We start from the raw sequence: 23,594 nt of genomic DNA, 5'->3' as shown, positions 1-23,594 counted from the left end.
AGCGAGCTGTCGACCCATCACCAATGATGACGATCACCGGCGCCCTGCCTTCCGGGTGGGCTCCGCACCGTGACGCAACTGGTCTACACCAGTTTGCGGCGACCGCCAAACGTGGCCTGTTCCGGGAGGACGACGATGAGCTCCGACAGCGCCGCCGTGCCACGGAAACAGTGGTGGAACGGTCTGTTCCAGGGCCTCCAGAAGATGGGTCGCAGCCTCCAGCTCCCGATCGCGGTGCTCCCGGCCGCGGGTATCCTCAACCGGCTCGGCCAGGAGGACGTGTTCGGGAGCAAAGGGCTCGGCTGGAACAACGTCGCCAAGGTCTTCGCCGCGGCCGGTGGTGCGCTGCTCGACTCCGGGCTGGGACTGCCGCTGCTGTTCTGCGTCGGTGTCGCCATCGGGATGGCGAAGAAGTCGGACGGCTCGACAGCGCTCGCCGCGGTGACCGGTTTCCTCGTCTATTACGCGGTGCTGCACGCATTTCCGGTGGACTGCGCCCCGGGCTCCACGTTCACCGCCGGCGGCACCTGGTTCGGCACCTGCGTCACCGGCGAGGCCAAGGTGACGGCCGCCGAGTACCAGAACCCCGGCGTGTTCGGGGGCATCGTGATGGGCCTGCTGTCCGCGTGGTTCTGGCAGCGGTACCACCGCGTCAAGCTGGTCGACTGGCTGGGCTTCTTCAACGGCCGCCGGCTCGTGCCGATCATCATGGCGTTCGTCGGGCTGCTCTTCGCGGCCCTGTGCGCCTGGCTGTGGGCGCCGATCGGTGACGGTCTGATCAGCTTCTCCAAGTGGCTGACCGATCTGAACTGGCTGGGCTCCGGGATCTTCGGCGTCGCCAACCGCGCACTGCTGGTCATCGGCCTGCACCAGTTCCTGAACACCTTCGTCTGGTTCCAGTTCGGCGACTTCACCAAGCCGGACGGGACGGTGGTGCACGGTGACATCAACCGGTTCCTGCAGGGCGACCCGACGGCCGGGCAGTTCACCACGGGCTTCTTCCCGATCATGATGTTCGCGCTTCCGGCGGCAGCCCTGGCGATCTACCACTGCGCCAAGCCGCATCGCCGGAAGGCGGTCGGCGGCATGATGCTCTCGGTCGCCCTGACGTCGTTCGTGACGGGTATCACCGAGCCGATCGAGTACTCGTTCCTCTTCGTCGCCCCGCTCCTGTATGCGATCCACGCGGTGCTCACCGGTGTGTCGATGGCGGTGAGCTGGGGGCTGGGCGTGAAGGACGGCTTCAGCTTCTCGGCGGGCCTGATCGACTACGTCATCAACTGGAGCCTGGCGACGAAACCATGGCTGATCATTCCGATCGGCCTCTGCTTCGCAGTGGTGTACTACGTGCTGTTCCGGTTCGCGATCACCAGGTTCAACCTCCAGACCCCTGGACGGGAGCCCGACGAACTGGAGGCAGAGATCGAGAAAGACCTCGTCAAGTAGGACTACGGCCAGGCTCCACGCCCGGCCGACGAAGGCCCCCGGACCTCACGGTCCGGGGGCCTTCGTCATGTCACTCAAGGTGTCGATGAGCTACTGCGAAGTAGTCGACATTTGCAGGTTCCTTATACAACCCACACCGTGCTAAAACTGGTCTACACCACTGAGTGGTCCAGACCACGTGACGCCCGTCACGTTTCTAGAGTCGTCGCCCCCCAAAAAAGATCCCTGTTCCTGGCGGCGCCTTTGCCTACTGGAGGAAGTTGATGAGTACGGCCACCGCCTCGGCGGCCCCCGCAAAGAAGCGGGGCTCCGGCGTGTTCCAGGGCCTGCAGAAGGTGGGACGCAGCCTCCAGCTGCCGATCGCCGTGCTGCCCGCCGCGGGGCTCCTGCTCCGCCTCGGCCAGGGGGACGTCCAGGAGAAGCTGCACCTTCCGGCTGATGTCGCGAAGGTCTTCGCGGGCGCCGGCGGCGCCATCCTGGACAGCTCGTTCGGGCTGCCGCTGCTCTTCTGCATAGGTGTGGCGATCGGCTTCGCGAAGAAGGCCGACGGCTCCACGGCGCTCGCGGCGGTCGTGGGCTTCCTCACCTACTACGCGGTGATCCACCAGTTCCCGATCGAGGAGGGCCACAAGGGCGCCACCTACACCGGGACCGGTCTCGGCGGCGGTTTCTGGCAGAAGGGCACCGAGGCAGCCACCGCTGCCACCTTCCAGAACCCGGGTGTCCTCGGCGGCATCGTTCTCGGTCTGCTGACCGCCGTGCTCTGGCAGCGCTTCCACCGCACCAGGCTGGTCGACTGGCTGGGCTTCTTCAACGGCCGTCGGCTCGTCCCGATCATCACGGCCGCCGTCGGCACCGTGCTCGGTGTGCTGGTCGTCGTGGGCTGGGAGCCGATCGGCAACGTCATCACCAACTTCGGTGAGTGGATGACCGGCCTGGGTGCCACGGGTGCCGGCCTGTTCGGCCTGATCAACCGCGGTCTCATCCCGATCGGCATGCACCAGTTCGTGAACTCGGTCGCCTGGTTCCAGATCGGCGACTTCACGAACTCCGCGGGTGACGTCTTCCACGGTGACCTTCCGCGCTTCTTCGCCGGTGACCCGAACGCCGGTATGTTCATGACGGGCTTCTTCCCGATCATGATGTTCGGCCTCCCCGCAGCCGCTCTCGCCATTGCGCACACCGCTCGCCCCGAGCGCCGCAAGGCAGTGATGGGCATGATGATGTCGCTCGCGCTGACGTCGTTCGTCACGGGCGTGACGGAGCCGATCGAGTTCTCGTTCATGTTCATCGCGCCGCTGCTGTACGCGATCCACGCGGTCCTCACGGCCATATCGATGGCCGTCACCTGGGCGCTGGGCATCCACATGGGCTTCAGCTTCTCGGCCGGCCTCACCGACGTCCTGATCAACTGGGGCATCTCCACCAAGCCATGGCTGATGATCCCGGTCGGCCTGGCCTTCGGAGCGATCTACTACGTGGTCTTCCGCTTCGCGATCACCAAGTTCAACCTCCCCACCCCGGGCCGCGAGCCCGAGGAGGAGCTCGAGGACCTGACGAAGGCGTAAGCCTCAGCAACGCCGACGCAGAAGCCCCCACCCTCCGTCCGGAGGGTGGGGGCTCTGTCGTACGTACGCGGGGCCCTAGATCTCGTAGACCGCGCCCGGGACCGCCAGTTCCGCCGGGCCGCCGTAGATCGCGCGGGCGTCCGCCAGATTGCGGTCCGCGTCCGTCCACGGCGGGATGTGGGTCAGGACGAGCCGGCCCACCTTCGCGCGCGCGGCGAGCTCGCCGGCTTCGCGGCCGTTGAGGTGGAGGTCCGGAATGTCCTCCTTGCCGTGGGTGAACGACGCTTCGCAGAGGAACAGATCGGTGCCCTCGGCGAGTTCGTCCAGCCCCTCGCAGGTTCCGGTGTCGCTGGAGTACGTCAGCGAGCGGCCGTCGTGCTCGATGCGGATGCCGAAGGTGTCGACGGGGTGGCAGACCTTCTCCGTACGGACCGAGAAGGGGCCGATGTCGAACGAGCCGGACTTCAGCGTGTGGAAGTCGAAGACCTCACTCATCGCCCGGTCGGACGGGGTGTCGCCGTGCGCGGCCGTCAGCCGCTGCTCGGTGCCGTCGGGCCCGTAGACCGGGATGGGCTCCGGTCGTCCGCCGTCGTGCCGGTAGTAGCGCACCACGAAGTACGCGCACATGTCGATGCAGTGATCGGCATGGAGGTGGCTGAGGAAGATGGCGTCCAGGTCGTAGAGCCCGATGTGGCGCTGCAGCTCTCCGAGGGCGCCGTTACCCATGTCGAGGAGCAGCCGGAAGCCGTCGGCCTCTACGAGGTAGCTCGAGCATGCCGAACCCGCGGACGGGAACGAGCCGGAGCAGCCGACGACGGTGAGCTTCATGGAGCGTGAACCTCCGAGACGTGGGAACGGGGAGGGTTCGTGCGATTTGTTGAGCGTAAGGCGCCAAACACCTGGTCGCTCCTCCAGGGCCTGCCGTTGTGGGCGAACTCACCTGCTCTGTCACCGGTTCGATGGAAGCGGTTGCGAGCTGCGGGCCGGCGGGGCGCCGGTACCGTCGGTGCATGAACATGTCCTGGTGGCCGGTGCTCGGCGCGGTCGTACTGCTGGCGCTCATCGCCGCGATTGCCGACGGGCGGGGCCGGCTCGGGCGCGGTGACCGGCGCCCGGGTGGGCGCCCGAGGGGGCGGACGCGCCCGCCGGGGAGGACGGAGGGGCCCCGGGGCGGGCCGGAGCGCACACCGCGGCCGGGGGAGATCTGGTGGGCCGAGGTTCCGTACGAGGACGGGCCCGGGTCGAAGGACCGGCCGTGCCTGGTGCTGTCGGTACGGGATGGCACCGCGCGCGTGGCGAAGATCACCAGCAAGCATCACGAGGAGCGGCCGGGGGTGATCGCGCTGCCGCCGGGCGCGGTGGGCGATCCGCGGGGGCGGGCGAGCTTCCTGGAGACGGATGAGCTGCGGGATGTGGTGGTGCGGGGGTTCCGGCGGCGGGTGGGGGTGGTGGATCCGGGGGTGTGGGATCAGGTGCGACGGTTCGGGTGAGGTGCAGGGGGCGGCGGCGGTGGGACGCAGGCGGCGGGCTGTCCGCCACCTGTCCCGTCCGGGCCATGACACTGCGCGGCTCCGCCGCGGACCCCGCTCCTCACATGCAGGAGGGGCTGAAAATGCCGGGCGGGCCGGATGTTTCCAGCCCGCCCGGCATCCGGGAACCGCCTGAGCGACGTGTTACGCCCAGAGCTGGCCGTGCAGCGTTTCGATGGCCGCTTCCGTGGTCGGGGCGGTGTAGACGCCCGTCGACAGGTACTTCCAGCCGCCGTCCGCGACGACGAAGACGATGTCGGCCGGCTCGCCGGCCTTGACCGCCTTGTTGCCGACGCCGATCGCCGCGTGGAGTGCCGCACCGGTGGAGACGCCCGCGAAGATGCCTTCCTGCTGGAGGAGTTCGCGGGTGCGGGTGACGGCGTCGGCGGAGCCGACGGAGAAGCGGGTGGTGAGGACCGAGGCGTCGTAGAGCTCGGGGACGAAGCCCTCGTCGAGGTTGCGGAGCCCGTAGACCAGGTCGTCGTAGCGCGGCTCGGCGGCGACGATCTTGATGTCCGGCTTGTGTTCGCGCAGGAAGCGGCCGACGCCCATCAGCGTGCCGGTGGTGCCGAGGCCTGCCACGAAGTGGGTGATGGAGGGCAGGTCGGCGAGGATCTCCGGACCGGTGGTGGCGTAGTGGGCGCCGGCGTTGTCCGGGTTGCCGTACTGGTAGAGCATCACCCAGTCGGGGTGCTCGGCGGCGAGCTCCTTGGCGACGCGGACGGCCGTGTTGGAGCCGCCGGCCGCCGGGGAGGAGATGATCTCGGCGCCCCACATGGCGAGCAGGTCGCGCCGTTCCTGGGAGGTGTTCTCCGGCATGACGCAGACGATGCGGTAGCCCTTGAGCTTGGCCGCCATGGCGAGCGAGATGCCGGTGTTGCCGCTGGTGGGTTCCAGGATGGTGCAGCCGGGCGTCAACCGGCCGTCCTTCTCGGCCTGTTCGACCATGTGGAGCGCGGGGCGGTCCTTGATCGAGCCGGTGGGGTTGCGGTCCTCCAGCTTGGCCCAGATGCGGACGTCGTCCGACGGTGACAGCCGGGGCAGGCGGACGAGCGGGGTGTTGCCCACCGCGGCGAGCGGGCTGTCGTACCGCATCAGTTCATGCCGCCCGCGACGGCCGGGAGGATGGTGACGCTGTCGCCGTCGCTGAGCTTGGTGGAGATGCCGTCGAGGAAGCGGACGTCCTCGTCGTTGAGGTAGACGTTCACGAAGCGACGGAGTTCGCCGCCGTCGACGATGCGCTCACGGATGCCGTTGTGGCGGCTGTCGAGATCCGTGAAGAGGTCGGCGAGGGTCTCTCCGTTGCCTTCGACGGCCTTCGCGCCGTCGGTGTAGGTGCGGAGGATGGTGGGGATGCGGACCTCGATGGCCATGGCGTGGGCTCCTGTCGAAAGCGGAGTGGTGGCGTGGGGCGCGCGGCTCTGCCCCCCGCGCAGGGAAAGTGCGATGGTCGGCGCTTCGGGCCGGGACCCGGCTCAGGCCTTGCCTGCGACGGGGAGGCGGCTCGTACAGATCGCGCTGGAGAGCCTGCACAGGTCGACGTGCAGGCGCGCGACGAGCAGCGTGCCCGGCGTCTTCTCGCTCACGTCATGGGGAACCATGGGCTCATCGTATCGATTCCCGGTCCGGATTCCGGCATGTGATCTCACCTGCTGGATGATGAGCGTTCGCCTGGTGGACTGCTGTCGGCAGGGGAAGGGCCCGGGGCGGGGCGCCGCCCCCGGCCCGCGGCCGGTCAGGCGGGTTCGTACGCCTCGACGACCTTGACGTCCTCCTCGGTGATCACGCCGTCGACGATGCGGTACGAGCGGAACTGGAAGGGGCCCGCGTCGTCCGTGTCGGCGGTGGAGACGAGCACGTAGTGGGCGCCGGGCTCATTGGCGTAGGTGATGTCGGTGCGCGAGGGGTAGGCCTCGGTCGCGGTGTGCGAGTGGTAGACGATCACCGGCTCCTCGTCGCGGTCGTCCATCTCGCGGTACAGCTTCAGCAGGTCCGCGGAGTCGAACTCGTAGAACGTGGGCGAGCGGGCGGCATTGAGCATCGGGATGAAGCGTTCGGCGCGGCCTGTTCCGGCCGGGCCCGCGACCACGCCGCACGCCTCGTCGGGGTGGTCCGCGCGGGAGTGCGCGACGATCTGGTCGTACAGCGCCTGGGTGAGGGTCAGCATGGCGCCAGGATAAGCAGAGGGCCCCCGCGACTCCGAGGAGTGGTACGCGAGGGCCCGCATGCTGGACAGAAGGTGCCGAAGGCGCTGGATCAGCTCTTGGCGAAGGCCTTGTTCTCGGGGTTACGGGCCTTGAGCACCAGGTACGAGACGCCGAGGATCAGGGCCCAGAGCGGGGCGCAGTACAACGAGATCCTGGCGTCCTTGTCGACGGCCATCATGACGATGACCATGCCGATGAAGGCGAGCGCGAAGATGCTGGTGTACGGGGCGCCGGGGGCCCGGAAGGTGGACTGCGGGAGCGCACCGCGGTCGGCCAGGAAGCGGTAGCGGATCTGGCAGACGAGGATCATGATCCAGGCCCACATGCCGGAGATGGTGGCGAAGGAGACGACGTAGGTGAAGGCGTCGCCGGGCCACTGGTAGTTGATCCACACGCCGACGAGCATGAGCGCGGCGGAGAACGTGGTGCCGACGAGCGGGGTGCCGCTCTTGGTCAGCTTGGTGAAGAACTTCGGGCCCTGTCCGTTGAGCGCGAGGTCGCGCAGCATGCGTCCGGTTGAGTACATACCGGAGTTGCAGGAGGAGAGGGCCGCGGTCAGGACGACGAAGTTGACGATCGCGGCGCCGACGCCGAGGCCCATCTTCTGGAAGGCGGCGACGAACGGGGAGATGCCGGGCTCGAACTCGGTCCACGGGACGACCGACAGGATCATGATCAGCGCGCCGACGTAGAAGACGGCGATGCGCCACGGCACGGTGTTGATGGCCTTGGGCAGGACGGTCTTCGGGTCCTTGGACTCGCCCGCGGTGACGCCGACGAGCTCGACGGCGAGGAAGGCGAACATCACGATCTGCAGGGTCATGAGGGTGCCGCTGATGCCGTGCGGGAAGAAGCCGCCGTCGGACCAGAGGTGCGTCACGCTCGCGGTGTCCCCGGCGTCGGAGAAGCCCAGGGTGAGAATTCCGGCGCAGATGAGGATCATGCCGACGATGGCGGTCACCTTGACCATCGAGAACCAGAATTCCAGCTCACCGAAGAGTTTCACGGAGATCAGGTTCACGCCGTACAGAATGATCGTGAAGATCAGTGCGGAGACCCATTGGGCGATGTCGAACCAGTACGTCATGTACTGGGCTGCCGCGGTGACTTCGGTGATTCCGGTGACGACCCAGAAGAGCCAGTAGGTCCAGCCGGTGACAAAGCCTGCGAAGGGCCCGACGAATTCGCGGGCGTACTCCGAGAAGGAACCCGAGACCGGGCGGTACATGAGGAGTTCACCGAGCGCCCGCATGATGAAGAAGATCACCAGGCCGGCGACGGCATAGGCCAGGATGAGGCTGGGCCCCGCCTTGGCGATGGCCTTGCCCGCACCGAGGAAGAGGCCGGTGCCGATGGCCCCGCCGATTGCGATCATCTGGATCTGGCGGGCGCCGAGGGCGCGCTGGTATCCCTCGCCCGAGGCGGCCGCGTCCGTTGTTGCTGCGGCCGGACGGCCGTCTTGTCCCTTGTCGACCTTCGCCGATGTCATGGTGATGCGCCTTTCTCCACGCCGATCCGCGCCGTTGAGGCTGCGGATCAGGTCCTGATCCCCCCGGATATGGATGGAGTGCGACCGGCGATCCGCCGGCTGTAGCGCCCCCGGGAACAGGGGTGGCGTCCCCGGGTGGTCGTGAAGATTTATCACGGGCCAACCGGTGATCCGCCGGACATTATGTGGCGCATACCTCAGGAAAAAGCGGACAAGCGTTTCCAAGCCGCCGCAAAAAAGGCCGTTCAGGTGACGGGATCGTTATTCGGATTTGAGCGTTCGTTGAGCGAACACTCGGCAGGAACGGCATGGGTGATCTTCGGATCCACGCGGGAAAGGCCGTTCGGTCCGGCCCCGGGAACGGCCGGACAGCCCTTACGGCATCAGGGTCTCGACGAGGGTTTCCTGAAGCGCGCCCAGCCAGAGATAGGCCATGACCATGGGCTTGCGCGGGTCGCTGTCGGGCAGCCGGTAGAGCGATCCCTCGCCGCCTTCGTCCTGGTCGGAGACGTCCAGGCGGGTACCGATGGTCAGCCTGAGGTCGTTGAGCGCGCCGAGCCAGTTGCGGCATTCGTCGGCGGTGAGCGTGAGGATCCCGCCGTCCTCCCCTGCCGGGATCGCGTCCAGGGTGCGTACGACGGTGAGGGCGTCGTCGCGCTTGCGGGAGCGCAGGTCGTTCTCGGTGTACCGGCGGAACTCGGCCGACGCGGCGCGCAGTTCGCTGTCGTCGTCGCCGTACGCCTCCGGGAAGAGGCGGGCCAGGGCCGGGTCGGTCGGCGGTTCGCTGGGTCCTTCGGCGAACAGGGCGGCGAGCGGGTCCGCGCCCTCGGCCGGTTCGTCACCGGGGCCGATCAGCTCGAGCAGCTGGACGGCGAGGGAGCGCAGGATCGCGATCTCCACCTCGTCGAGCGCGACGGCCGCGCCGCCGCCGGGGGTGGCCTCGAAGTGGCCGGCCATGGGTTTTCTCCGATGGTGGGTCGGGCGGGGCAGAGGACGGGGCGGGTCGGGGGAAGGGGGCGTGCTAGTTGCGGTCCTGCGTCAGGGTGGCCCAGAGCCCGTAGCCGTGCATGGCCTGGACGTCGCGTTCCATCTCTTCACGGCTGCCGCTGGAAACGACCGCGCGGCCCTTCTGGTGCACGTCGAGCATGAGCTTGTGGGCCTTGTCCTTGGAGTACCCGAAGTAGGCCTGGAAGACATAGGTCACGTAGCTCATGAGGTTGACCGGGTCGTTGTGGACCAGCGTCACCCAGGGCACATCGGGCTCGGGGACGACGAGGTTCTCCTCGGCCGATTCTGGACGCTCGATCTCTACGGGGGCGACGCTCACCCACCCCATGCTGCCACCCAGGAGGGGGCAGCGCACAAACAGACCCTAGATCTCGTCACTTTGACGAAATAGGGGTAGCATCCGTGCCATGAACTCTGCGGACCTTGGGCGACGGGTCGGTGTGCCGTCGACAGCGCTCTTCACCGACCAGTACGAGCTCACGATGGTGCAGGCCGCACTGAAGGCGGGCACAGCCGACCGGCACTCGGTGTTCGAGGCATTCACCCGCCGGCTGCCCGAGGGGCGGCGCTACGGCGTCGTCGCAGGCACCGGACGGCTGCTCGACGCGGTGGAGAACTTCCACTTCGACGACGAGATGCTCACCTTCCTGCGCGAGCGGAACGTCGTCGACGGGCCGACCCTCGCCTGGCTGGCGGACTTCCGCTTCAGCGGCGACATCTGGGGCTACCCGGAGGGCGAGGTGTACTTCCCCGGCTCACCGATCCTGCGGGTCGAGGGGTCCTTCGCCGAGTGCGTGCTGCTGGAGACGGTGATCCTGTCGATCCTCAACCACGATTCGTCGATCGCCGCGGCGGCGTCCCGCATGTCGGTGGCCGCAGGCGGGCGTGGGCTGATCGAGATGGGTGCACGACGCACCCATGAACTGTCGGCGGTGGCGTCGGCGCGTGCCGCGTACATCGGCGGCTTCGACACGACGTCCGATCTGGCGGCGGGGTTCCGCTACAACATCCCGACGGTCGGGACGAGCGCGCACGCGTTCACCCTGCTGCACGACAGCGAGCGTGACGCGTTCCGGGCGCAGGTCGACTCGCTCGGCCGGGGCACGACGCTGCTGGTCGACACCTACGACGTCGCCGAGGCGGTCCGTACGGCGGTCGAGGTCGCCGGGACCGGGCTGGGGGCGGTTCGGATCGACTCCGGGGACCTGTTGCTGGTCGCGCACCGGGTGCGCCAGCAGCTCGACGAGCTGGGCGCCACCGGGACGAAGATCGTGGTGACGTCGGACCTGGACGAGTACGCGATCGCGTCGCTGGCCGCGGCGCCGGTGAACGCGTACGGCGTGGGCACGCAGCTGGTGACCGGCAGTGGTCAGCCGACCTGCTCGATGGTCTACAAGCTGGTCGCCCGGGCGGTTTCCGCCGATCCGGCGGAACCGCTGCAGCCGGTTGCGAAGAAGTCGCTGGGGGCGAAGTCCTCGATGGGCGGTCGCAAGTGGGCCGCGCGGCGGCTGGACGGGTACGGGGTGGCCGAGGCCGAGGTGATCGGCACGGGTCCGGTGCCGGACGGTCTGGCCGACCGGCAGCTGCTGGCCGAGCTGGTCAGGGGCGGTGAGGTGGTCGCCCGCGAGCCGCTGGACGCGGCCCGGCAGCGGCACATCGCGGCGCGGCAGGGGCTGCCGATTTCGGCGATGCAGCTGTCCAACGGAGAGCCGGTCATTCCGACGGAGTACGTCTGAACGTGCGACGGTGGGAAGGCGACGGGCAGCGATAGCAGCGGACGCCCCCTCCCGCAAGGCGGCCCCAGTCTCTAGGCTCGATTCCGTCCCTTCTCCCACCGTTCCGCTCACATTTCCCGTTCCGCTCGTATTTCCCCCGGTCGGACCTCCCCCGTCGGACCGCCCCATCGAAGGACACCCGCCATGCATCGCGCGTTGATCGTCGTGGACGTACAGAACGACTTCTGCGAGGGCGGCAGCCTCGCGGTGGCGGGGGGCGCCGATGTCGCCGCCGCCATCACCGACCTGATCGGCGAGGCCCAGGCCGGTTACCGCCATGTGGTGGCCACCCGGGACCACCATGTCGACCCGGGCGACCACTTCTCCGAGCAGCCGGACTTCGAGCACTCCTGGCCGGCGCACTGTGTGGCCGGTACGGAGGGGGTCGGCTTCCACCCTAATTTCGCCCCGGCGGTCGCCTCCGGCGCGATCGACGCGGTGTTCGACAAGGGGGCGCACGCGGCGGCGTACAGCGGCTTCGAGGGCTTCGACGAGAACGGGGAGGGGCTGGCGCGGTGGCTGCGGGACCGTGGTGTGACGGAGGTCGACGTGGTCGGCATCGCCACGGACCACTGTGTGCGGGCCACGGCGCTGGATGCGGTGCGGGAGGGGTTCACGACGCATGTCCTGCTGGACCTGACGGCGGGGGTCGCCGCGGCGACCACGGGGCAGGCGCTGGAGGAGCTCCGGGGTGCCGGTGTGGAGCTTTCCGGCAAGCCGGTGGTGTAGGGCGGGGGCCTGCCGGGGTCGCCCGGAGGCCGCTTCGTCCTCGATCGTGCGTGCCGGATCCCGCGAGCCCCGCATGATCCGAACGAGAGGCCCTAAGTCTGCTGGGCCGGCACCGATGGGGTGAGCAGCGTGCGTATGGGGTGCCAGAGTTCCTGGGCTTTTTCGGGCCTTGCCCGCCAGAGGAGACCGTCCGGGTGGTGCAGCACTGCGGTGACCTCGTCGGGGGTGGGGGGTTCCGCGTTGCCGCGGAGGTAGACCGCGCGCAGGCCCAGGTTGCGCAGGCGGGTCAGTGCGCGGGCCCGGTTGGCCGCGTGGACCAGGACGCGGACCGGGCTGCCCGGACCCGTTCCGTCCGCCGGACCGGTCAGGGTGATCGCGACCACCACACTGCCGTTCGGCAACTTGCTGAATCCTCCGCCGGCCATACTCCGCACTCCCCCGTGAGACGTCGTGTCAATAAGAATCCGAATAAGAGGCACCTAAACACGATCGGCCGCCGCCCGCTAGAGGGCGACGGCCGATCATGCTCTGACCTGCGGTGATGCGGAATTACTTGTGCGAGGCGCCAACCTTGACCGTGATCGTCGAGCCGCTGAGCGGCTCGCTGACGATCGTGATCCGCGTGTTGGTGTCAGCGACCTTCACGCTTCCGGTCTTGTTCTCCTCGTACCAGTAGGTGCCCTTGTGGTCGTCGAAGACCGGGACGCCGAGCTGCGGCTTGATCTTGACCGCCACGTCGGCCTTGTGCAGCGTGAAGCCGTCGGTCGGCCACCAGCTGAACGGCGCGTCGAAGGGCTGGATCTTGTTGCGGATGACGGTGCCGTCGGCCCACTTCAGCGGCTTCGCGTGCGCGTCGATCGGCAGGATCAGACCCTTGCCCGGGTGGGCGGAGACGTTGTTGTCCTTCTGGGAGGTGTCCCAGAGCCAGATCAGCAGACCGTTCTGGTACGGGTAGTGCTCGACCCAGTCCGGACGGGTCGTGGAGAAGCCGAAGTTGTACGGGCCGACCTTGAGGGTCTGGTCGTACGAGACGTACTGGCGGTTCTCTGCGAGGTAGTACTGCGGGTACTCCTTGGTGAACGACTCGCCGACGCGGGAGAAGCCCTTGGCGGTCCAGCCGTTGTCGTCACCCTCGGCGTTGTCCGAGAAGAGCACGGCACCGTCGGCGTTGACCGCGATGGTGTCGGCCGCGAAGCCCACACCGCCCGCGCCGCCGTCGGTGGTGTAGCGGAAGCGGATGTCGATCTTCTTGCCGGCGTAGGCGTCCAGCGAGTACGAGAGCTTCTGGTACTTGCCGGAGACGTCGGTCAGGGCCGGCTTGTCGCTGGCGTCGCGCGGGATCGCCTTGCCGTCGGCCGTGCCGTCGATCGCGGTCCAGCTGGTGCCACCGTTCTCCGACACCTCGGTGTAGAGGTAGTCGTAGTCCTTCTCGATGTCCCACCAGCCCGAGAGGTCCAGGGACGCCTTGGACTTGCCGGTCAGGTCGACCGAACGGGACAGGGTGTTGTTGAGGTTGTCACCCATGTCGCTCCACCACTGCTTGGAGCCCTCGGCGGGCTTCGTGACAGCGGTGGTGACGGCCTTGTCGGGCAGCGTGACGACGAGCGCCTGCTTGTCCTTGGTGTTGTACTCCGAGACACCCAGCTTGTGGAGCGAGCTCGTCGCGGCCTTGGCCGAGGCGTAGTTCAGCCAGCCCAGCTGCAGCTTGTCCCAGGCGGTCATGTCACCGGGCATGTCACCGATGGCGTTCTTGCCGGTGCCGAGCCAGGAACCGGCCGACATCAGGGACCAGAAACCGACCGAGTTCTCGGCGGTGTTGGTGGTGTCGTACAGGTCCGGCAGACCGAGGTCGTGGCCGTACTCGTGGGCGAAGACGCCCAGGCCGCCGTTCTCGGGCTGCGCGGTGTAGTCACCGACCCAGATGCCGGTGTCACCGATCTGGGTGCCGCCGGCCTTGTTGTCGGCCGGGCCGGTCGCACCGGCGTTGGTGCCGTACGCGTACCAGCGGTGCGCCCAGATGGCGTTCGCGCCCTCGACGCCGCCGCCCGCGGACTCGTCCTCACCGGCGTGCACGATCTGGAAGTGATCGATGTAGCCGTCGGGCTCGTTGAAGTTGCCGTCGTTGTCGAAGTCGTAGCGGTCCCACTGGTCGTAATTGGCCAGGTCCGCCTTGATCTGCTCCGGCGTACGGCCCTTGGCCTTCTGGTCGGCCGCCCAGGCGTTCACGCCGTCCCGGATCATGTCCCAGGAGTTGGCGCAGTTGGACGAGCCGCAGTAGTTGGAGCCGTAACGGGCCTCGTTGTACGGGACCTTGACCCAGTCGGAGACCTCGCCGTCGACCGAGTAGCGCCCGGAGGACGTCTTCTCGTAGTACGTCTTCAGCGAGTTCTTGCCGGCGCCCTCACCGAAGTAGAGGTCCTGGAAGTGGGCCTGGTTGTAATCGGCCTGCCAGGCGGTGCTGTTGTCCTTCGCCGGGTCCGGCTTGGCTATCGTGTTGTGCAGCGGTCCGGGCGTGCCGCCGTACTTCTTGACGGGCGGCTTGGGCCCGTCACCGTCCGGGTCGATCATGGTCGTGTCGTCGACCTTGTCGCCGAACTCCACCAGGACCGTGAAGATCTTGTCCGTCTTCTCGCGGCCGAGTTCGACGTACTTCTTGTCGTCGAGCTTGACGACCTTGGAGCCGTCGCGCGTCGACACCTTCTTGTCGCCCGCGATGACCTGCTCCAGAGCGGCCTGACGCTGTGCGTCCTGCTGCTCGCTGTAAGGGCCTTCCAGGTCGTGCGCGCCGCCCTTGGCCGACCCCGGATCACGGCGGTCGACGATGGAGCTGCTTGCCCCTGGGGACTTTTCGTCCGCCTGGGCTGTGGCGAAGGCTGACGCCGTAGCGGCGGTGGCGGCCATGGCCACGACAACCGCCGTGGCGCGAAGCGCCCGTCTCTTAGTGGTCACTTGATGCTGTCCCTCCCCGGCGTCCGCGGCTGCAGCCTTGGGTGTGGCGGGGCCGCGCGCGGATACGCGTCACAAGTGACGACATTCGACCGGAGTTACGAGAGAAAAGACAGATCTTGACTTGGACAGGCCAAGTGCACTATGTAGAAGGGCATTTCCGTTATTCGGACGTTCATCCAGCAGGTAACCGGCGCGCCGAAGCGCCCTCCTGGAACCCGGGATGACTCAGTGCGCCCCCCGTGCACCGGCACCGTGGGTTAGGTCACGCTTACTAACGGTTCCTCCCGGGCATCCACCGTCGTAGAGTCGCGTGACAGTGCGACCGCGTTGAGAGACTGCCCATCCGAAGCCCCGAGGACGGATACCGCCATGCCGCGTCCCACTGCTGCACAGCTCTCCTACGGATCGGTCACCGTCGTCTTCTCGACACTCGCCATGCTGCTGCTGTCGCGTACGAGTTCGGGCGTCGGCATCGCCGTCATCGGAACGGCGGCGATGGCGCTCGGCCTGCTGGTGGCCGTCACCGTACCCCTGCCGCTGCGGACGAAAACGCGGAAGGCGGCGAAGACGGCAACCGGGGTTCGTACGAACCCTGCCGTCCCCACCGCCACGTCTACGGGAGATGCCGTCATCGACGATGTCCACCGGGCCAGGATCCCGGCCGTCCACGCGCCCGAGCGCGTGGGCGAGCACTCCCTGCGCCGCTGATCGGGCTCCTGGCTACGCGGTCGAGACCACCACGGTCTTGGCCGCCTTGTCGTGCAGTCCCTGCCGGTACGGCTTGTCCGTGAACATCAGCACGATATTGATCAGCCACCACAGGCACGGGCAGCACAGCAGCGCCGGCAGCCACAGCACCACGGCCCGCAGGAACGAGGCACTGGTGTCCGGCACCCGGCCGTCGTTGAGCATCGCGACCCGCAGCTTGAGCAGCCGCTTGCCGATCGTGCGGCCGTCCTTGTGCGTGAAGTACGTGTCGTACGCGACGTAGACCACCAGGGCGATCAGCGACCAGAGCAGCTGATGCCCGCTGTAGGTCTGGGAGAACACATCGCCGGCGCTTTCGCCGTTGCCGTTGTTGTCCGACACGTCGACCGCGCCGCCGAACGGCAGCGAGATCAGGTACAGCGGGATCGAGATGATCAGGAAGTCGATCAGCCGGGCCAGAATCCGCTTGCCGGGCTCGCCGAGCGGCGGCATGCCCGCGAGCGGGTCGGTGCCGCCGTACGGGCCGCCGCCGTAGGCATTGGGATCGTACGGGGGTGGCGGAGGGGGCGGCGGCTGAGCACGGTCGTAGGGCGAGCCCGACCCCGGCCCCGAGCCCGGCCCGGACTCGGACCCCGCCCCGGCCCCGGGCCCCGGCTCCGACCCGGCCGCGGACCCCGACGGCGGCGTCGGGGGCTCCTGCGGCTTCTTGAGGAACGGGTCGTCCTCGGGTGGCTGGCCGGGCGTCGGCTGATCGTTGCTCATGGGGGCAGTGCATCCCGGCCCGGGGGCCCCCGCAACGGCTCAGGTGCGTTCGGGGGAACCCGGCACCGCGCGACGGCCCGTCACCCGACAAGCCGTCAGTACGCGGGATCAGCCGGCCACGAAGGTGCGGGCGGCCTTGTCGTGCCAGCACTGCCGCCACGGGCGGTCGAACAGACACCACACCACGTTGACCACACCGATCACCAGGATGCCGAGCACACCGTAGACCAGCCACCGGCGCAGCGCGGCCCCGAAGCCGGGCGCGCTGTGGGACTCGATGTCCCGCACCTCGAGCCCGCAGAGCTTCTTGCCGAGCGTGCGGCCCCACTTCGCGGTCGGCAGCGCCTCCAACAGCACACCGAGCACCAGGAACGCCGCGAGCGCCCCGCCGAACAGGACGGACGTGGTGGAGTCCACCAGCCAGACGGTGACCGTCTCCCCGGACAGCTTCGCCGCGTCGATCTTCTCCTCGATGTGGTCCATCGCCCGCGTGACAAGGGGGAACGCGACCGCGCCGACGAGCGCGCCCAGCACGACCGTGTCGACGAGCCGGGCGGCGAACCGCTTGCCGAGCCCGGCGGGGCGGGCCGCCGCCTGGGCCTGGGCGAGCTGCTGGAAGTGGTCGTTGACCGGGGGCTTCCAAGGCACGACGGGCTGGTCCGGCTGAGCCGGCTGCGGGCCGCGGAACTGCGGCTGACGCTGTTGCTGCTGGGGCGGAAGTTGCTGCTGCTGTTGCTGGGGGGCGGCGAGCTGATGGACCTGCTGCGCCCAGGAGGCGGCGCCGCCGCCGGGTCCCGGAGTGAGCGGATTGTTGAGGTCCGCGGAAGCGGGAGCCGGGGCAGATGCGGGTGTGGGCCCGGGCGCCGGGGCGGGTGCGGGCGCAGCGGCCTGCGGGGTGGTGCCGGGGGCGACCGCGCGGATCGACATCGTCCCCCCGCCCGGCTGCTCCGCCTCATGGGGCCGGGGCGGCCGGCCGGCCCGGCCCTCGGCAGCCGGACGCCCGGCCTCGCCGGCCCCGGCACCGGTCCCGCCGGCGCCACCGCTGCGGCCCGAACGGTTGACCCGGATCGCGACGGTGCTCTCGGGGACATGGCTGTTGCCGTCCCGCATGCCCGGCAGCGCGCCGCCCGTGGGGTCCTGCGAGCCGGGCCCCCGCGGGTCCGTGGGAACCCGGTCCGTGGGGGCGTTGCCGCCCGGGGCGCGGTCGGCAGGGGTGCGCCCCGCCGGCGTACGCGGATCCTGAGCCGCTGCTGCGCCCTGCTCCCCCGGCCCGCCGGTCTCGCCGGGCTGCCCGGTGCCGCCCCAGGACACCCGCCGGTCGCGCTCGCCGCCGAAGCCGGTCTGCCGTGAGGCGTCGGCCTGCCAGGCGGATGCTGGTTCGGGGCGGTCGGGACCGTACGGCTCCTCGTCCAGGAAGACCGGACCGGTTTCGTCCACCGGCGTGTGCGCCGGACCGGAGTGCCCGGGTGCCGGGCCCGGTACCGACGGCCGCTGCGGTTCGGGGGCCGTTCCAGCAGGCGTCTCGGGCACCGACTCACCCTGCAGAGGCGCAGGACGGCTGGTACCGGGCACCCACGAAGCGCCGTTCCAGTACCGGACATATCCGGGAATGGACGGGTCGGGGTAATACCCCTCGCGGGGCCTGTCGTCACCGGGTGCCGGGGTTGGGGCGCTCATCACCGTGGTCCCGTATCTCTTCGAAGCTTCAAGTCGACGGACCACATCTACCAGACAGCCGCGTACCCCCGTGCCAGTCCCGGTGTTTGGCGCACTTTCCGGTCGCCGTGAAGTTTTTTCCCGAAGTCGCGTAATAGGAGGCGGGGAGGGCGCTCTCTCCATGTGCGGGCCGGTCAGGGGACCGGTTCACTGGCACCGAAAGGACGCACCTCATGCACACCGTTGTGGAACGCGAGCTTCAGCTCAAGCTGGTCCTGTCGCCGGAGCGCAGCATCCCCGTACCTGCCCGCCTGACCTACCGCGCGGAGGACCCGTATGCCGTGCACATCACCTTTCACGTCGGCTCCGACTTCCCCGTGCACTGGACGTTCGCCCGCGATCTGCTGGTCGAGGGTGTGTTCCGGCCGTGCGGGCACGGCGACGTACGGATCTGGCCGACCAAGGTCCAGCGGCGCGGCGTCATCCGTGTGGCGCTGACCTCGCCCGACGGCGACGCGCTGCTCGAGGCGCCGTCCGCAGCCGTGGCCGCCTGGGTGGAGCGGACGCTGCGCCTGGTGCCGCCCGGCACCGAGACCGAGCGGCTGGGTATCGACGCCGGACTCGCCGAACTGCTCGCACCGCTGCCCGCCGACGACCTGTGGCTGAGCGGCCCGTGGCCCTCGGACGAGTCGGCGGACGGCGAGGCCTGATGCGCAGCCTCGCGGGGAGGCCGGAAGGCTTGTCGAGGAGATCAGAAGACCTTGCCGGGATTGAGCAGCCCCAGCGGGTCGAACGCCGCCTTGATCCCCCGGTGCATCTCGACGCTCACCTCGCCGAGTTCGCGGGCCAGCCATTCCTTCTTCAGGACGCCGACGCCGTGCTCGCCGGTGATGGTGCCGCCGAGTTCCAGGCCGAGCGCCATGATCTCGTCGAAGGACTCGCGGGCCCGCCGGGACTCGTCGGCATCGGTGTGGTCGAAGCAGACGACGGGGTGGGTGTTGCCGTCGCCCGCGTGGGCACAGACGCCGATGGTGAGGTCGTACTTCTCCGCGATGGCCGCCGTCCCCTCGATCATGGCGCCGAGCTTGGAGCGCGGTACGCACACGTCGTCGATCATGGTGGCGGACTTGACGGTCTCCAGGGCGGTCAGCGACATCCGGCGGGCCTGGAGGAGAAGTTCGGACTCGGCGGCGTCGGCCGCGGGGGCCACCTCGGTGGCGCCCGCGGCGGTGCACAGTTCCGCTACGGCGGTCAGGTCGGCCGCGGGGTCCGGGGTGTCGAAGGCGGCGAGCAGGAGCGCCTCGGTGGAGTCGGGGAGCCCCATGTGGGCCATCTTGTTGACGGCGCGCACCGTCGTACGGTCCATCAGTTCGAGGAGTGAGGGAGTGTGACCGCGCTCCATGATCCGGCAGACCGCGTCGCAGGCGGCCGCCGCGGACGGGAACTCGGCAGCGAGGACGAGTTGCTGCGGCGGCTGCGGCTTCAGCGCGAGTACGGCGCCGACGACGATGCCGAGACTGCCTTCCGAGCCGACGAAGAGCCGGGTGAGGTCGTATCCGGCGACACCCTTGGCCGTCCGGCGCCCGGTGGTCAGAAGCCGCCCGTCGGCGAGGACGATCTCCAGGCCGATCACGTACTCGGCGGTGACCCCGTACTTCACACAGCACAGCCCGCCGGACGCGGTGCCGATGTTGCCGCCGATGGTGCACATCTCCCAACTGGACGGGTCCGGCGGGTAGTACAGCCCGTGTTCGTTCACCGCGCGGGAGAGCGCGGCATTGATGACACCGGGCTCCACGACGGCGATCCGGTCGACAGGGTTGATCTCCAGGATCCGGTCCATCTTCACCAGGGAAAGCACGATGCAGCCGTCGGACGCGTTGGCCGCGCCCGACAGGCCGGTACGGGCCCCCTGCGGGACGACCGGGACACGCAGTGCGGTTGCGGTCCGCATGACGTGCTGGACCTGTTCGACGGTGCGCGGCAGCACCACCACGGCCGGTGCGCCCGCGTCGCAGAAGCTCGCCATGTCGTGGGCGTACGAGGCGGTGATGTCCGGATCGGTGATCAGGGCCTCGGCAGGAAGGCCCGCGCTCAGTCGTTCGAGAAGATCGTCCATGATCCAAGCGTGACACCCACGGCCAATGGTGTGAACCCGTCTGCGGCAGCGTTCCCAAGGTGCGGTGTGCTCTTCGTACTGACGCAGAGTGATCGGCATGGATGTCACGCCGCAGCAGCCTCCGGAGCCCCCGCACTCGGACCACTCGGATCCGGACCATCTGGATCGCCCGCCCCCTGTCTCGTCGCCCTCCGAGCCGTGCGACGACGTCCCGCCGGAGACGCCGCCGACGCCCGATCGCGAACCGTCCTTCGGCCTGGACCCGGAGTCGTCGGCGGACCCGCCGCCCGCCTCGTTGCACACGACGCTGCGCAGGGCGGCGTTCGGCATGGTGGCGGCTGCCGTGCTGGTGACGGGTGCGGTCGTGGCCGTACCGGACGACGGCAAGAAGGCCGCGCCACCGTCCGTGCCGGGAGGGGTCTCGCGCGCCCTGGCGGCGACGAACTCGGGCTCTCCCGCCTCCCTCTCCGATCTGAAGGCGATGATCGGGGACCGGCAGAGCTGGGTCGGCACGCATCCGTCCGACGCGCGGTCGTGGGCGGTGCTCGGAACGGCTTACGTGGAGTGGGGGCAGCGTTCGGCGGACGCGGCGTACTACGGGCGGGCCGAGCAGGCGCTGAAGCGCTCCCTGGACGCACAGCCGGGTGACCGCGGGAACACGGCGGCCCTGGTGGGGCTGGCGGCGCTGGCCAACGCGCGGCACGACTTCGTCACGGCGAAGAAGTGGGGCGAGACGGTACGGACTCGGCAGCCGAAGGACTGGACGGTGTACCCGGTACTGATCGACGCGTACGACGGGCTCGGTGAGTACACGGCGGCGGGCAAGGCGGCGGAGAAGTTCACGGCGCTGCGCTCCGGCGTCCCGGCGCTCTCGCGGACGGCACAGATGTACCGGAACCAGGGCCGTCGCGAGGACGCGCTCGCCACCGCGCAGAACGCGGCGGACCGGGCCACGGCACCCGCCGAGAAGGCGAACTGCCTGCACCGGCTGGGCGAACTGGCCTGGGAGCGGGGCGAGTCCGAGAAGGCGGTGGCGCAGTACAGCGCGGCCCTGCGGACCGATCCGGCCCACCATCCGTCGCTCGCCGGCCGGGCACGGGCGCTGGCGGCCCTGGGCCGCACGGACGAGGCGCAGCGCGACTACCGGGCGGCGTTGTCCCGGCTCCCCCGCCCCGAATACATGCTGGAACTGGGCGAGTTGCACGAGTCGCTGGGCCTGGACAACGAGTCCCTCAGCCAGTACACCCGGCTCCGCGAGAGCCTGGCCCGAGCCGACGGCTACGGAGTCGACGACGCACTCCTGCTGGGCCGCTTCGAGGCCGACCACGGGAACGCGGCCGCGGCGATGAAACTCCTGAAGACGGAGTGGCAGCGTCGGCATCACAGCGCGGCGGTCGCCGACGCGCTGGGCTGGGCGCTGCACCGCTCGGGCGACTCGGCGAGTGCGCTGCAGTACGCGCAGAAGGCGGCGGACACGGGCGGAGGGACGGCGCTCTACGCGTATCACCTGGGTGTGATCGAGCGGGATCTGAGGGAGTACGGCCCGGCCCGCCGCCACCTGGAGGAGGCGCTGCGGACCAACGCGCAGTTCTCACCGCTGGCGGCCCCGGCGGCCCGGAAGGCCCTGGACGCCCTGAGCCGGCCGTCGGCGACCGGCCCGCGAGACATGCAGCCCACCCCGGGACCGGATCGCATGGCCGCCGGCCCGGGCCGCAACACGCACGCTCCGGCCGGGGCGGCGTCGCCTGCGCCGGGCGTCCACTGACAGGGCCGGTGCCCGGCGCCGCGCCCGATCGGCCTGCGGAGCCCGTGCCGGGCGCACGCCTTCCGGCACGGAGCAGCACGAAGGGCGGGGCCTCCGCGTTCGCCGGAGGCCCCGCCCTTCACATCCGAGCCTCCGGCTCAGAGGTTGCCGCGCTTCTCCTGCTCGCGCTCGATCGCCTCGAACAGGGCCTTGAAGTTGCCCTTGCCGAAGCCCATCGAGCCGTGGCGTTCGATCATCTCGAAGAAGACCGTCGGGCGGTCCTGGACCGGCTTCGTGAAGATCTGCAGCAGGTAGCCGTCCTCGTCGCGGTCGACGAGGATCTTCAGCTCGCGGAGCGTCTCCACCGGGACACGGGTCTCGCCGGCCCACTCGCCGAGGGTGTCGTAGTACGAGTCGGGGGTGTCCAGGAACTGGACGCCGGCCGCGCGCATCGCACGTACCGACGCGACGATGTCGTTCGTGGCGAGGGCGATGTGCTGGACGCCCGCGCCGCCGTAGAACTCCAGGTACTCGTCGATCTGCGACTTCTTCTTCGCGATCGCCGGTTCGTTGATCGGGAACTTCACCTTCAGGGTGCCGTCGGCGACGACCTTCGACATGAGGGCGGAGTACTCGGTGGCGATGTCGTCGCCCACGAACTCCTTCATGTTGGTGAAGCCCATGACCTTGTTGTAGAAGCCGACCCACTCGTTCATCCGGCCCAGCTCCACATTGCCGACGCAGTGGTCGACGGCCTGGAAGGTGCGCTTGGCGGGCGGTTCGACGATCGGCGCGGCTGCTGCGAAGCCGGGGAGGTACGGGCCGTCGTAGCCGCTGCGGTCGACGAGGGTGTGACGGGTCTGGCCGTACGTGGCGATCGCGGCCAGCACGACCGTGCCGTACTCGTCCTTGATCTCGTGCGGCTCGGCGAGACCCAGCGCACCGTGTTCGACGGCGTACGCGTAGGCCGCCCGCGCGTCCGGCACCTCGATGGCCAGGTCGACCACGCCGTCGCCGTGCTCGGCGACATGGCCGGCGAGGAAGCGGCCGTGGTCGGTGGATGCCTTGATGACGGAGGTGAATACAAAGCGTGCCGAACCGTTGGTCAGCACATAACTGGCGGTCTCGCGGCTGCCGTTCTCCGGTCCGGAGTAGGCGACGAGCTTCATGCCGAAGGCGGTCGAGTAGTAGTGCGCGGCCTGCTTGGCATTGCCCACGGCGAAGACGACGGCGTCCATTCCCTTGACCGGGAAGGGATCGGCCTGCCTGGCGGTAACGGGGGTGTTGTGCAGCGTCTCAGTCATGCTCGAAGACTCTCCCCCGCATCGCAAGGTGCGCAATAGTTCACGTATCCACTGGGCAGTCTGTACAGCCGTTTGCTTGGATGGGCGGACTATCTGTACAGGGTGACCATAGGGAGTCGCACGTGGCGATCGATCATCTGGACGGGCGGCTCATCGTGCTGCTCGCCCGCGAACCGCGGATAGGCGTACTGGAAGCGTCCCGCCGGCTCGGGGTGGCCCGCGGGACCGTGCAGGCGCGGCTCGACCGGCTTCAGTCGAATGGCGTCATCCGCGGATTCGGCCCGGACGTCGATCCGGCAGCGCTCGGCTACCCCGTCACCGCCTTCGCCACGCTGGAGATCAAGCAGGGTCAAGGCGCCGATGTACGGGCCCATTTGGACGGCGTTCCCGAAGTTCTGGAGCTGCACACCACAACCGGGCACGGCGACATGCTCTGCCGGCTCGTTGCCCGCTCCAACGCCGACCTCCAGCGGGTGATCGACCGTGTTGTCGGTTTTGATGGCATTGTCCGGGCCTCCACGGCGATCGTCATGGAGAACCCGGTGCCTCTGCGCATCATCCCGCTCGTCCAGCAGGCCGCGGAGGACAGCGACTGAGTCAA

Annotated in this window: 23 protein-coding genes; 9 read left to right on the top strand and 14 right to left on the bottom strand. The window is 69.0% G+C overall.

The genetic code is table 11. The annotated features are described in order from the left end of the window. Positions 1-135 precede the first annotated feature (135 nt). Together OHA88_RS28605 and OHA88_RS28600 are read left to right on the top strand one after the other, a co-directional pair. Positions 136-1,446, top strand: a complete 1,311-nt coding sequence (locus OHA88_RS28605; protein ID WP_328627606.1) for a PTS transporter subunit EIIC — start codon at positions 136-138, stop codon at positions 1,444-1,446. Between the two features lie 263 nt (positions 1,447-1,709). Then, positions 1,710-3,014 carry a PTS transporter subunit EIIC gene (locus OHA88_RS28600; protein ID WP_328627605.1) on the top strand — a complete coding sequence of 435 codons (1,305 nt, stop codon included), beginning with the start codon at positions 1,710-1,712 and terminating at the stop codon, positions 3,012-3,014. A gap of 75 nt (positions 3,015-3,089) precedes the next feature. Here the strand turns inward: OHA88_RS28600 and OHA88_RS28595 are convergent, their stop codons facing one another. Further along, the gene (locus OHA88_RS28595) at positions 3,090-3,842 is read right to left on the bottom strand and encodes an MBL fold metallo-hydrolase (protein WP_328627604.1); all 753 of its coding nucleotides are present in this window, start codon (positions 3,840-3,842) and stop codon (positions 3,090-3,092) included. 182 nt (positions 3,843-4,024) lie between these two features. On the opposite strand from OHA88_RS28595, the gene OHA88_RS28590 reads away from it, so the two are divergent. Then, positions 4,025-4,504 carry a type II toxin-antitoxin system PemK/MazF family toxin gene (locus tag OHA88_RS28590; protein ID WP_328627603.1) on the top strand — a complete coding sequence of 160 codons (480 nt, stop codon included), beginning with the start codon at positions 4,025-4,027 and terminating at the stop codon, positions 4,502-4,504. A gap of 183 nt (positions 4,505-4,687) precedes the next feature. Here the strand turns inward: OHA88_RS28590 and OHA88_RS28585 are convergent, their stop codons facing one another. The 7 genes from OHA88_RS28585 to clpS form a co-directional block, all read right to left on the bottom strand. After that, on the bottom strand, positions 4,688-5,638 hold the full coding sequence (locus OHA88_RS28585) for a PLP-dependent cysteine synthase family protein (RefSeq protein ID WP_030923093.1): 951 nt from the start codon (positions 5,636-5,638) through the stop codon (positions 4,688-4,690). Next, the gene (locus tag OHA88_RS28580) at positions 5,638-5,916 is read right to left on the bottom strand and encodes a MoaD/ThiS family protein (protein ID WP_030971063.1); all 279 of its coding nucleotides are present in this window, start codon (positions 5,914-5,916) and stop codon (positions 5,638-5,640) included. Before OHA88_RS28580 ends, OHA88_RS28585 begins: the two co-directional genes overlap by 1 nt. Before the next feature lie 102 nt (positions 5,917-6,018). Further along, complete coding sequence (locus tag OHA88_RS28575; protein WP_256223732.1) at positions 6,019-6,144, bottom strand: putative leader peptide; 126 nt, start codon at positions 6,142-6,144, stop codon at positions 6,019-6,021. A 134-nt stretch (positions 6,145-6,278) separates the two neighbouring features. Beyond that, a complete protein-coding gene (locus OHA88_RS28570; RefSeq protein ID WP_030923086.1) occupies positions 6,279-6,710 on the bottom strand; it encodes a Mov34/MPN/PAD-1 family protein in 432 nt (143 codons plus the stop codon). Positions 6,711-6,799: 89 nt separating this feature from the next. Continuing rightward, positions 6,800-8,239 (bottom strand): amino acid permease, encoded by a 1,440-nt coding sequence (locus OHA88_RS28565; protein WP_267004941.1) that lies wholly within the window; start codon positions 8,237-8,239, stop codon positions 6,800-6,802. 375 nt (positions 8,240-8,614) lie between these two features. Continuing rightward, complete coding sequence (locus tag OHA88_RS28560; RefSeq protein ID WP_328627602.1) at positions 8,615-9,196, bottom strand: DUF2017 domain-containing protein; 582 nt, start codon at positions 9,194-9,196, stop codon at positions 8,615-8,617. Positions 9,197-9,260: 64 nt separating this feature from the next. Continuing rightward, the gene (gene clpS / locus OHA88_RS28555) at positions 9,261-9,575 is read right to left on the bottom strand and encodes an ATP-dependent Clp protease adapter ClpS (protein ID WP_030971071.1); all 315 of its coding nucleotides are present in this window, start codon (positions 9,573-9,575) and stop codon (positions 9,261-9,263) included. A 79-nt stretch (positions 9,576-9,654) separates the two neighbouring features. On the opposite strand from clpS, the gene OHA88_RS28550 reads away from it, so the two are divergent. Together OHA88_RS28550 and OHA88_RS28545 are read left to right on the top strand one after the other, a co-directional pair. Beyond that, positions 9,655-10,983: a nicotinate phosphoribosyltransferase gene (locus tag OHA88_RS28550; RefSeq protein WP_328627601.1), complete on the top strand. Its 1,329-nt coding sequence runs from the start codon at positions 9,655-9,657 to the stop codon at positions 10,981-10,983. A gap of 183 nt (positions 10,984-11,166) precedes the next feature. Beyond that, positions 11,167-11,751, top strand: coding sequence for an isochorismatase family protein (locus OHA88_RS28545; protein ID WP_328627600.1), 585 nt, complete (start codon positions 11,167-11,169; stop codon positions 11,749-11,751). 92 nt (positions 11,752-11,843) lie between these two features. Here OHA88_RS28545 and OHA88_RS28540 read toward each other — a convergent pair whose 3' ends face one another. Continuing rightward, entirely contained in the window at positions 11,844-12,176 is a 333-nt protein-coding gene (locus OHA88_RS28540) for a hypothetical protein (RefSeq protein WP_328627599.1), read from the bottom strand. 124 nt (positions 12,177-12,300) lie between these two features. Further along, a complete protein-coding gene (locus OHA88_RS28535) occupies positions 12,301-14,700 on the bottom strand; it encodes an immune inhibitor A domain-containing protein (protein ID WP_328627598.1) in 2,400 nt (799 codons plus the stop codon). A 369-nt stretch (positions 14,701-15,069) separates the two neighbouring features. Here OHA88_RS28535 and OHA88_RS28530 point away from each other — a divergent pair, with 369 nt between their 5' ends. Continuing rightward, entirely contained in the window at positions 15,070-15,408 is a 339-nt protein-coding gene (locus OHA88_RS28530) for a hypothetical protein (protein WP_328627597.1), read from the top strand. 12 nt (positions 15,409-15,420) lie between these two features. On the opposite strand, the gene OHA88_RS28525 is transcribed toward OHA88_RS28530, so the two are convergent. Further along, entirely contained in the window at positions 15,421-16,170 is a 750-nt protein-coding gene (locus tag OHA88_RS28525) for an RDD family protein (protein ID WP_328627596.1), read from the bottom strand. 108 nt (positions 16,171-16,278) lie between these two features. Beyond that, on the bottom strand, positions 16,279-17,847 hold the full coding sequence (locus tag OHA88_RS28520) for an RDD family protein (protein WP_328627595.1): 1,569 nt from the start codon (positions 17,845-17,847) through the stop codon (positions 16,279-16,281). Positions 17,848-18,059: 212 nt separating this feature from the next. On the opposite strand from OHA88_RS28520, the gene OHA88_RS28515 reads away from it, so the two are divergent. Next, complete coding sequence (locus OHA88_RS28515; protein WP_328627594.1) at positions 18,060-18,536, top strand: SsgA family sporulation/cell division regulator; 477 nt, start codon at positions 18,060-18,062, stop codon at positions 18,534-18,536. 41 nt (positions 18,537-18,577) lie between these two features. Here OHA88_RS28515 and OHA88_RS28510 read toward each other — a convergent pair whose 3' ends face one another. Further along, positions 18,578-19,945 carry an FAD-binding oxidoreductase gene (locus tag OHA88_RS28510; RefSeq protein ID WP_328627593.1) on the bottom strand — a complete coding sequence of 456 codons (1,368 nt, stop codon included), beginning with the start codon at positions 19,943-19,945 and terminating at the stop codon, positions 18,578-18,580. A 97-nt stretch (positions 19,946-20,042) separates the two neighbouring features. Between OHA88_RS28510 and OHA88_RS28505 the strand changes: the two genes are divergently transcribed. Continuing rightward, the gene (locus OHA88_RS28505) at positions 20,043-21,710 is read left to right on the top strand and encodes a tetratricopeptide repeat protein (RefSeq protein WP_328627592.1); all 1,668 of its coding nucleotides are present in this window, start codon (positions 20,043-20,045) and stop codon (positions 21,708-21,710) included. A 137-nt stretch (positions 21,711-21,847) separates the two neighbouring features. Here the strand turns inward: OHA88_RS28505 and hppD are convergent, their stop codons facing one another. Then, positions 21,848-22,993, bottom strand: coding sequence for a 4-hydroxyphenylpyruvate dioxygenase (gene hppD, locus OHA88_RS28500; protein ID WP_267004929.1), 1,146 nt, complete (start codon positions 22,991-22,993; stop codon positions 21,848-21,850). A gap of 122 nt (positions 22,994-23,115) precedes the next feature. Between hppD and OHA88_RS28495 the strand changes: the two genes are divergently transcribed. Next, complete coding sequence (locus OHA88_RS28495; RefSeq protein ID WP_030923048.1) at positions 23,116-23,589, top strand: Lrp/AsnC family transcriptional regulator; 474 nt, start codon at positions 23,116-23,118, stop codon at positions 23,587-23,589. The last annotated feature ends 5 nt before the right edge of the window (positions 23,590-23,594 follow it).

Origin of the sequence: Streptomyces sp. NBC_00353, assembly GCF_036108815.1 — a bacterium.
In the GTDB taxonomy this organism is placed as follows: Bacteria; Actinomycetota; Actinomycetes; order Streptomycetales; family Streptomycetaceae; genus Streptomyces.
This window is presented reverse-complemented; position numbering and strand designations above follow the sequence as displayed.